Below are 9,481 nucleotides of genomic sequence, written 5' to 3'. Positions count from 1 at the left end.
CCTCGGTGGTCGCCACGACGACGATCGCGGCATCCGCCCCGGTCGCCGCCCGGACCGCCTCCTCGATCTCACCGTCGCCGTCGAGCTGCGGTTCGCCGTGGCCGAGGACGAAGTTCAGGGCGTTCATGCCTTCCCCCAGACCGAGGCGGTGCGGCACGAAGCGCAAGGTGAGCGAAACCTCCTGATCGGCAGTCAGCTCCGTGGCGATCCGGTGCTCTACGGGCTGCATGAACGCCTCGAAGGGGTCGGAGCCCTCCTTCCCGGCACCGTCGCCGTCGAAGACGACCTCGCCGCCCACGGTCAACCGGAGCCGCCCCGCGCCGGCCACCGCCAGGGTGTGGGTCCCCGTGGCCCGCGGGGTGAAACTGCCGGTGAGTTCGACCGCGTGCAGGTTCCGCCGGGTGACGCCGTCGGGGAAGCTGCCGAGCGCCTGGACCTTGCCGTCGAACTGCGGTGTCTCGGCGAGCAGTCGGCCCTCGGCGGTGAGGTAGCGGGCGCGCAGGGTGAAACCCTCACGGGCGTGCGGGATACGGGTGCGCGGGTCGGCACCGGTCGCGAACACCACCTCGACGCCCTCGGGCAGCGCGGCCCGCAGGCCCGCGAGCGGAGAGACGATCCGTGCGGGGAAGACGGTCGCGGAACCACCGCCGAGCACCCGGGCGTCGCGGGCGGCCGCACCGATGACGGCGACCCGGCGCAGCGCCGCGGCGTCGAGCGGCAGGACCGGGCGCACGCCGCCCTCCGGTGCCTTGCCCGCAGGCTCGTTGCGCAGCAGGACGACGGCGCGGCGGGCCAGCTCGCGGGCGACGGCACGGCCGTCGATGCCCTGCGGGACGTCGGACGGGGCCACCGCGGGCGGCACCCCGTCCAGAGCGCCGGTCCGGGCGGCGAGCAGCAACACCCGGCGGACCGCGGCATCCACCTCCGACTCGGCGATCTCGCCCGCGCGGACGGCCGCCGCGAGCGGGGCGCCGAAGACCGTGCGGGGCCCCGGCATCGCCACGTCCAGCCCGCCGCGCAGGGCACGGACGGTGTTCCGGGCCGCCGTCCAGTCGGAGACGTTGCAGCCGTCGAAGCCCCAGGCGCCGCGCAGGACTTCGGTGACGAGGTGGTGGTGTTCGGTCATCGTCGAGCCGTTGACCTGGTTGTAGGCGGTCATGATGGCCCAGGGCCGGGCGTGGGCGACGATGTGCTCGAAGGGCGCGAGATACAGCTCGTGCAGCGGGCGCGGGGCAATGCGGTTGTCGACCGTGAAGCGGTCGGTCTCGGCGTCGTTGCCGACGAAGTGCTTGACCGTGGTGCCGACGCCGCCTTCCTGTACGCCCCGCACATAGCCCGCGCCGATCGCGCCGGTCAGCAGCGGGTCCTCCGAGTAGCACTCGAAGTGGCGGCCGCCCAGCGGCGAGCGGTGCAGGTTGACGGTCGGCGCCAGCAGGACGTGCACGCCCTTGCGGCGGGCTTCCTGGGCGAGCAGATGGCCGGCCCGGCGGGCCAGTTCGGGGTCCCAGGTGGCGGCCAGGGCGGTGGGGCTGGGCAGCGCCACCGAGGGGTCCTCCGCGCTCCACTGCCGGCCCCGGACGCCGATCGGCCCGTCCGACATCACCAGCGATCGCAGTCCGATCGCGGGCACCGCCGGCAGGCTCCACATGTCCTGCCCCGAGAGCAGCCGGGCCTTGCTGTCCAGATCGAGCGCGCCGAGCGCCCGCTCCACCACACCGGAATAGTCGTGGGATCCGGCGCTCGTGCCGGGGCCATGGTCGGTGTCCGGGCCGGGGGCGGTGCGGGGGTCGCCGGGCTCGGCGTGGCGGGCGTGCGGCTGATCGGTCATGTGCGGCGCTCCCTTGCGTGGACGTGCGGGCCCCCTGGCCGAATTCTTACTCTCATACCGGACGGAAGGTAGGTATCGAGATGGTTCCGTTACCAGCGAGTCGCGGGCGCCGGGGGAGCAGATCGGGAGGGTTACGCTCGGCCGGTGAGTGCACGAGAGCGGGACGCGCGCCGCGGTGCCCGGCGGGCCGGCGGCGGGCGGGAGGTGCAGCGCGCGGAGCGGCGGGCGGCGATCCTGGAAGCCGCCATGAAGCTGATCGCCGAGCGCGGCTACCGCCGGACCTCGCTCGCCGCCGTCGCCGAACGGGCCGGGCTGACGCAGCAGGGACTGCTGCACCACTTCCCGTCGAAGGAACTGCTGCTGGTCGGCGTGCTGGAGGCACGCGACCGCTGGGACGCGGCCGCCGCGGCCTCCGGATCCTGGCGCACCGACACCCTCGCCCAACTCGTCGAGTACAACGCCACCCGCCCCGGCATCGTCCAGGCGTACACCGTGCTCTCCGCCGACAGCGTCACCGAGGACCACCCGGCACGCGCCTTCTTCGAGGCCCGTTTCCGCGCCGTGCGCGAGGCGCTGGCCGGGGCGCTCCGGGCCGAGTTCGGTGACACCCTGCCCGGCGGTCTGACCCCGGAGCGGGCGGCGCCGCTCCTGGTCGCGGTGATGGACGGACTCCAACTGCAGTGGCTGCTGGACCCGGAACGGGTTGACCTGCCGGCGTCGTTCCGGGACTTCCTGGGGCTGCTCGGAGGCGGGGAGACGGGTCAGACGGGCCCGGGCCCGGGGGCGGAAGAGGGCTCGGGTGCGGGGCGCGAGGGGAGCGTCGGCGGTGGCACGGGGGCGGGCGACGGCGGTGGCCCGGGGGCCAGCGAGGGCGCGCAGTAGGCGCGGGGGCGGGCCGTTGGCGGGGTGACCGTCAGCGTCGTGGGGCCGGAGGGGCATCGGTGCCGGAGGCAGCTTGGGGCCTTGGAGCGGGGACGAGCGGTAGCCGAGCCGGAGTTCGGTGGGTGAGGTGTGGCTCCGGTGAGCCGTTGTCCGGGCTTCGGCGGGTGGGGGGCGAGGGGCGGTAGTCGCCGGGCGGCAGGCTGGGGCGTGGTGGCCGGAGCGTCGGGGCGTTGCGCAGACGGGAGTTATCCACAGGCCACCGCGGGCGGGATGCGGGGCGGGCATCATGGGCGAATGATCATTGCAGCCGCACAATTCCCCTCCGTACCAGGCAACATCGCTGCCAACGCCACACGGATGGCCGGGCTCATCGCCGAGGCCGCCGAGCGCGGCGCCGGGCTGGTGGTCTTCTCCGAGCTGGCCCTGACCCACTATGACCTCCGACCGATAGCCGCCGATCCGGTGGGGCTGGCGGTGCTGCCCGACGACCCCCGGCTGGCGCCCGTACGGGAGGCGTGTCGCGCGGCCGGTGTCGCCGCGGTGGTCAACGGCCCCGGTCGCGGCGCCGGGGCCGGTGCGAAGCCCACCCTCGCCAGCTTCGTCTTCGGGCCGGACGGCACGCTGCTCACCCGCTACGACAAACGGCACCTGACCGAGACCGAGAACGCGGTGTTCGCGCCGGGCAGCGCGCACGGACGGTTCACACTGGGCGGAATCCGCTTCGCGCTCGCCACCTGCTTCGACAGCTCCTTCCCCGAGGTGCCGGAGCGGGCCGCGGCGGACGGCTGCCGGGTGTATCTGTCCAGCGCCTTCCACGGCGACGCGGAGCGGGTGGCGCGGTACGCCGAGTTGGCGCGTGACCACGGGCTGCACGTGGTGCTCGCCAATGGCATCGGGAGCAACGAGCCGGGCGGCGTCGGGCTCAGCGGCTGTTGGCTGCCGTCCGGTGAGCAGGTGGCGGCGGCGTCCGCCGGTCTGGGCAGTGACGGCGCCGAGGTCGTGCTGAGCGACGTCCGGGACGCGATCACGCTGATGGCCGACCCGGCGGTGGCCGCGGTGCCGGTCCGGGAGTGCGGTGAGCCACTGGTGGACGTGCGTGCCGCGGCGCCCGGGTTGCTGGTGGACGGGCTCAAGGCCGGGGCGGACGGCGAGGATGGGGGCGGTGCGTTCGCCCACCTGCGGGAGGGGGTACTGCGGCGGCTGCTGGCCGCACAGAAAGCGCTGCCGGACGGGCTGCGGCTCCAGTTCGTGGAGGGATACCGCCCGCCGGCCCTCCAGTGCCACTACTTCACGCAGTACGGGGACGAACTCCGCGCGGCCCACCCCGACTGGGACGCCGCGCAGATCCACCGGGCCGCCAGCCGCTACGTGTCCCCGCCGGAGATCGCCCCGCACAGCGCGGGCGGTGCCGTGGACCTCACTCTGGTCACGGCGGACCGCGGCGATGTCGACATGGGGACTTTGATCAATGCGTCCCCTGAGGAAAGCGGCGGCGCCTGCTACACCTCCGCGCCGGAGCTGACACCCACGGCCCGCGCCAACCGCCGGATCCTGTCCGCCGCACTGCGCGGAGCGGGCCTGGTCAACTACCCGACCGAGTGGTGGCACTGGTCCTACGGCGACCGCTACTGGGCGCTGGCGACCGGCGCGGAGCACGCTCTCTACGGGCCCAGGGAGCTCGGCGGGGACCCGATGGGCGGTCACACGGACGGCGCGGTCGGCTCGGTCGGCTCGGTCGGCGCGGTCGGCGCGGTCGGCGCGGTTCGCGTGGGTGAGGCGGCTGGCCCGGACGGCGCGGGAGTCGAGCGGTGAGGTACGGACGGGACCGAGGGGGCGGGGCGGCGGCACGGTGGGCAACCACCGTGCCGCACAACCCCGTTGACTCCGTTGACTCAGTTGACTCAGTTGGTGCCACTGGCCCCGTCGGCGTCATTGGCCCCGTTGGTCCCGTCCTCCTCCGAGCACTCCCCCGGTCCGCCGAATCGGTCGGGTCCTCAGGCCCGGTCGGCTCGGCCAGCAGTGGCAGCCCGGCCACAACCGCCGGCTCAGCGCTGCGGCGGCTGCGGCGGCTCGGGCCCGCCCGACAGCGCCTAGGACTGTTGGGGCAGTTCCGGCAGCTGGGCCAGTTCTTCGGTCGTGGGGTACGAGGGCTGTGCGCCCGGCTTGGTGACGGCTGCGGCGCCGACGCGTACCGCGAAGCGGGCCGCCTCGGGGAGGGTGGCACCGCCGGCCAGTCGGGTGGCCAGGGCGCCGGTGAAGGCGTCGCCGGCACCGGTGGTGTCCACGGCCTTGACCCGTACGCCGGGGACGGCGGTCGTCCCGGCGTCGTCCAGCACCAGCGCGCCGTCACCGCCGAGGGTCACCACGACCGAGCGGGCGCCCCGCTCGTGCAGTGCGGCCGCCCAGTCGGCGGGGGTGCCGTCGGTGTGTCCGGACAGCTGCCGGGCCTCGTGCTCGTTGACCACCAGCGGGTCGGCCGCGGCCAGGAGTTCACGGTCGAGGTCCTCGGGGGCCGGCGAGGGGTTGAGGACGACGCGGGTGCCGGCCTCCTCGGCGGCCGCGGCGGCCGCCCGCACGGTCTCCATCGGGATCTCCAGTTGCAGGGAGACCACCGAGGAGGCCGCGATGACGTCCTTGGCGGCGGCCACGTCGTCCGGGGTGAGGGCGGCGTTGGCGCCCGGCGAGACGACGATGCTGTTGTCGCCGTCCGGGCCGACGATGATCATCGCGGTGCCGGTGCGGGCGTCCTCGTCCACGATGACGGGGGCCACGTCGGTGCCCGCCGCGCGCTGGGCGGCCAGCAGCAGTTCACCGTAGGCGTCCCCGCCGACCCGGGCCAGCAGGGCGGTGCGCCCGCCGATCCGGGCCGCCGCGGCCGCCTGGTTGGCGCCCTTGCCGCCGGCCGACTCCATCAGGTCCGTGCCGAGCACGGTCTCCCCCGCGCCGGGCCGCCGGGCCACCCGTACGGTCAGGTCCGCGTTGGCCGAGCCGACCACCAGGACGTCGTACATGCGCCGTTCCTCTTCTCTGTCCGGGCGTCGTTCTCTCGTGTCCATACGCCGCTTTCCCGTTTCTTCCTGCGTGCCGCCGCCCGGCGGCACCGTCAGCCGCCGAATGCGGCGGCGTTGGCCGCCGTCACCAGCACCACCGGCACCTTCACCATCCGCGGCAGCCGCTCCCCGCGGGCCGCTTTCAGTGCCCAATCGACGGCCTGTTTGCCGAGGAGTTCGGGCTGCTGGGCGACGGTGGCGGTCAGGGTGCCGGCACGGACGGCGCCGACCCCGTCCGGGGTCCCGTCGAACGCCACCACCTTCACGTCCTTGCCGGAGCGGGCGCCCAGCGCCTTGGAGGCGCCGAGTGCCATCTCGTCGTTGGCGGCGAACACCCCGCCGATGTCGCGGTGCGCCTGGAGCATATTGGACATCACGTCCATGCCCTTGGTGCGGTCGAAGTCCGCGGGCTGTCGGGCGACGACCTCGATGCCCGGGTACTGCTTGATGCCCTCCTCGAAGCCCTGGCCGCGTTCACGGGCGGCGGAGGTGCCGGGCTGGCCTTCGAGGAAGGCCACCTTGCCCTTGCCGCCGAGCGCCTCGGCGAGGGTCTTGGCGGCGAGCCGGCCGCCGGCGACGTTGTCGGAGGCGATGGTCGCGCCGACCTGCCCGCCGTTGACGCCGCGGTCGATGGAGATCACCGGCACCTTGGCCCGGTTGGCGACGCCGACGGCCGGGACGGCGGCGTCGGAGTCCACCGGGTTGATGATGGCCGCCTTCACCTGCTGGCTGGTGAAGGTCTCCATCTGGTTGATCTGCTGCATGGGGTCGTTCTGCGCGTCGGTGATGTTGATGTGCAGTCCGCGGGCGTCCGCCTCGGCCTGCGCGCCCTTCTTGATGCCGACGAAGAACGGGTTGTTCATCGTGGACAGGGCCAGACCGAGGTCGGTGTTGCCGCCGCGGTCGCAGCCGGCCAGGGCGAGGGCGCCGACCGCGAGGGCCGCACCGAGCAGTGCCGTGCGCCGCCTCATCGCGCGCTCCTGCGCCGCAGGGTGTCCAGGAGGACGGCGAGCGCGATCACCAGACCGGTGGCGACCTGCTGCCAGAAGGCCGAGACGCTCAGCAGGTTGAGGCCGTTGCGCAGCACGGCGAGGATCAGCGCGCCGATCAGGGTGCCGGACGCCTTGCCGGAGCCGCCGGAGAGGCTGGCCCCGCCGATCACGACGGCGGCGATGGCGTCGAGTTCGTAACCGCCCGCGGCCTGCGGCTGGGCGGAGGTGAGCCGGGCCGCCAGCACGATGCCGGCGACGGCGGCGAACACCCCGGACAGCGCGTAGATCACGAGCTTGCGGCGCTTGACGTCGATGCCGGAGAGCCGGGCCGCCTCCTCGTTGCCGCCGATCGCGAACATCGCGCGGCCGGAGTACGTACGCGCCAGGATCAACGCGGCGACCAGCCCCATCACGATCATGACGAGGACGGGCACCGGCAGCCAGCCACCGAGGGTGTCGCCGAGCGCGTTGACCGCACCGGGGAAGGGGATCGGCGTGCCGCCGGAGATGACCAGGGCCAGACCGCGACCGACCGACAGCATCGCGAGCGTGGCGATGAAGGCGGGCAGCCTCCCGTAGGCGACCAGGGCGCCGGAGAGCAGCCCGGCGGCCGCGCCGACCGCGAGGCCGAGCAGCACCGCGAGCCAGACCGGCAGTCCCTCGTTGGTGGCGGCCCAGGCGACGACGGTGGCGGACAGGGCGGCGACCGAGCCGACCGACAGGTCGATGCCGGCCGAGACGATCACGAAGGTGACGCCGAAGGCCAGGATCGCGGTGACCGACGCCTGCACGCCGACGTTGAGGAGGTTCTGCCCGTTGAGGAAGTCCCCGGACAGCACCGCCATCACCACGACCAGGGCGATCAGGCCGCCGAGTGGGCCGTTCCGCAGGACGGCCCGGGAGAACCACGGCCCGAAGCCGTCCGGGGCCGCTCCCCCACCCGCCGCCTGCGGGGCGGCTGCTGTCTTCACGTCAGCGGACATCGGAGCCCTCCATCGCGCTCTCGTTCGGGTGCGTGCCGTCCCCGGCGCCGTGCGGGGACTGGAGCGCAAGTTCCATCACGGCGTCCTGGGTGGCCTCGTCGGCGGGGAGTTCGCCGGTCAGTCGGCCCTGTGCCATCACCAGCACCCGGTCGCTCATGCCGAGCACCTCGGGCAGGTCGCTGGAGATCATCAGCACCCCGCAGCCGGCCGCCGTCAGCTCGTTGACGAGCTGGTAGATCTCGACCTTGGCGCCGACGTCGATGCCGCGCGTCGGCTCGTCGAGGATCAGCAGCCGGGTCTTCGCCAGCAGCCACTTGCCGATGACGATCTTCTGCTGGTTGCCGCCGGAGAGGGTGCGGGCGTGCTGCCCCAGGCCGCTCATCCGGACCTTCAACTGCCCGGCGACGGCGGCCGCCTCGCGCCGCTGGCCGCGCCGGTCGACCAGCCCGCCGCGGGTGTCCCGGTCGAGCCGGGCCAGCGTCAGGTTGTCCTGGAGCGAGGCGTCCAGGACCAGGCCCTGGCCCTGGCGGTCCTCGGGCACCAGCCCCAGTCCGGCTCGCATCGCGGCCCGGACGTCACCGCGGACCAGCCGCGCACCGGCCACCTCGACGGTGCCGGCGTCGTAGCGGTCCACGCCGAAGACCGCCCGGGCGACCTCGGTGCGGCCGGCGCCGACCAGCCCGGCCAGCCCCACCACCTCGCCGGCCCGGACCTCGAAGTCGATGCCCTCGAAGACCGGCCGGGCCGGGGCGCCGCCGGTGCCCTTGGCGCCGTGCCGGGTCAGGCCCCGTACGCGCAGCAGGGGCGCGCCGGGCTCGTCGGGGCGGCGGCGCGGGTACTGCTCGGCGATGTCCCGGCCGACCATCAGCCGGATCAGTTCCTCCTCGCCGGTGGTGGCGGGCACCTCGTCGACCGAGCGGCCGTCGCGCAGGACGGTGACCCGGTCGCCGAGGGCGCCGATCTCGTCGAGGTGGTGGGTGATGAAGATGATGCCGACGCCGGCTTCGCGCAGTTCGCGGACGATGCCGAAGAGCGTCTCCACCTCTTCGGAGGTGAGCACCGCGGTCGGCTCGTCCATGATCAGGACGCGGGCGTCCAGGCTGAGCGCCTTGGCGATCTCCACCATCTGGAGCCGGGCGATGCCGAGTTCGGCGACCGGAGTGTTGGGGGAGACGTCGAGGCGTACCCGGCGCAGCAGGGCGGCGGCGCGGGCGCGCATGGTCTTCTTGTCGACCAGGCCGAGCGCGGTGCGCGGCTGGCGGCCCAGGAAGATGTTCTCGGCGACGGTCAGCCCGGGGACGAGGTTGAACTCCTGGTAGATGGTGGCGATGCCGAGCCGTTCAGCGTCCTGCGCGGAGCGGATCTGCACCTCGTGGAGCCCGTCGGACGTGCCTCCCCCAGCACCGTCGACGAGGATGCGGCCGCTGTCCGGGCGGTGGGCGCCGGAGAGCATCTTGATCAGGGTGCTCTTGCCGGCGCCGTTCTCGCCGAGCAGGACGTGCACCTCGCCGGTGCGCAGGCTCAGGTCGACGCCGTCCAGCGCGCGGACGCCGGGGAACGCCTTGGCCACCCCCTCGACGCGCAGCAGTTCGCGGCCGCCCGGTACGTCGTCGTTGACGCCGGTCATTCGCTGCCCCTCTCTTCTCGGTGTCTTCCTCGGCTGGCGGGTGGTCTCCGCGCGGTGTGCCCGGGCGGTCTTACGGCAGTGGGTCCCGACGGGGCGGACGGGTCGGGCGGGACCATTCC

At 73.9% G+C, this 9,481-nt stretch carries 5 protein-coding genes and 1 pseudogene; 2 read left to right on the top strand and 4 right to left on the bottom strand.

What is annotated here, in order from left to right; genetic code table 11:
• Positions 1 to 1,828: glycoside hydrolase family 3 protein (locus ACFVT2_RS31740; protein WP_390023460.1), on the bottom strand; the 1,828-nt coding region annotated here is incomplete at its 3' end.
• A gap of 144 nt (positions 1,829 to 1,972) precedes the next feature.
• On the opposite strand from ACFVT2_RS31740, the gene ACFVT2_RS31735 reads away from it, so the two are divergent.
• On the top strand, positions 1,973 to 2,710 hold the full coding sequence (locus ACFVT2_RS31735; protein ID WP_390023458.1) for a TetR family transcriptional regulator: 738 nt from the start codon (positions 1,973 to 1,975) through the stop codon (positions 2,708 to 2,710).
• Positions 2,711 to 3,004: 294 nt separating this feature from the next.
• On the top strand, positions 3,005 to 4,522 hold the full coding sequence (locus tag ACFVT2_RS31730; protein ID WP_390023456.1) for a nitrilase-related carbon-nitrogen hydrolase: 1,518 nt from the start codon (positions 3,005 to 3,007) through the stop codon (positions 4,520 to 4,522).
• 278 nt (positions 4,523 to 4,800) lie between these two features.
• On the opposite strand, the gene rbsK is transcribed toward ACFVT2_RS31730, so the two are convergent.
• The 3 genes and pseudogenes from rbsK to ACFVT2_RS31715 form a co-directional block, all read right to left on the bottom strand.
• Complete coding sequence (gene rbsK / locus ACFVT2_RS31725; protein WP_390023454.1) at positions 4,801 to 5,721, bottom strand: ribokinase; 921 nt, start codon at positions 5,719 to 5,721, stop codon at positions 4,801 to 4,803.
• Between the two features lie 92 nt (positions 5,722 to 5,813).
• Positions 5,814 to 7,735 (bottom strand): annotated as a pseudogene (locus ACFVT2_RS31720) (substrate-binding domain-containing protein).
• Positions 7,725 to 9,362 (bottom strand): sugar ABC transporter ATP-binding protein, encoded by a 1,638-nt coding sequence (locus tag ACFVT2_RS31715; protein ID WP_390023452.1) that lies wholly within the window; start codon positions 9,360 to 9,362, stop codon positions 7,725 to 7,727. The pseudogene ACFVT2_RS31720 and the gene ACFVT2_RS31715 overlap by 11 nt, the downstream one beginning before the upstream one ends.
• Positions 9,363 to 9,481: the final 119 nt, after the last annotated feature.

Source organism: Streptomyces sp. NPDC058000, from assembly GCF_042886435.1.
GTDB lineage: Bacteria > Actinomycetota > Actinomycetes > Streptomycetales > Streptomycetaceae > Streptomyces.
The sequence above is the reverse complement of the archived record's forward strand: the minus strand, read 5'-3'. Positions and strand labels throughout refer to the sequence as shown.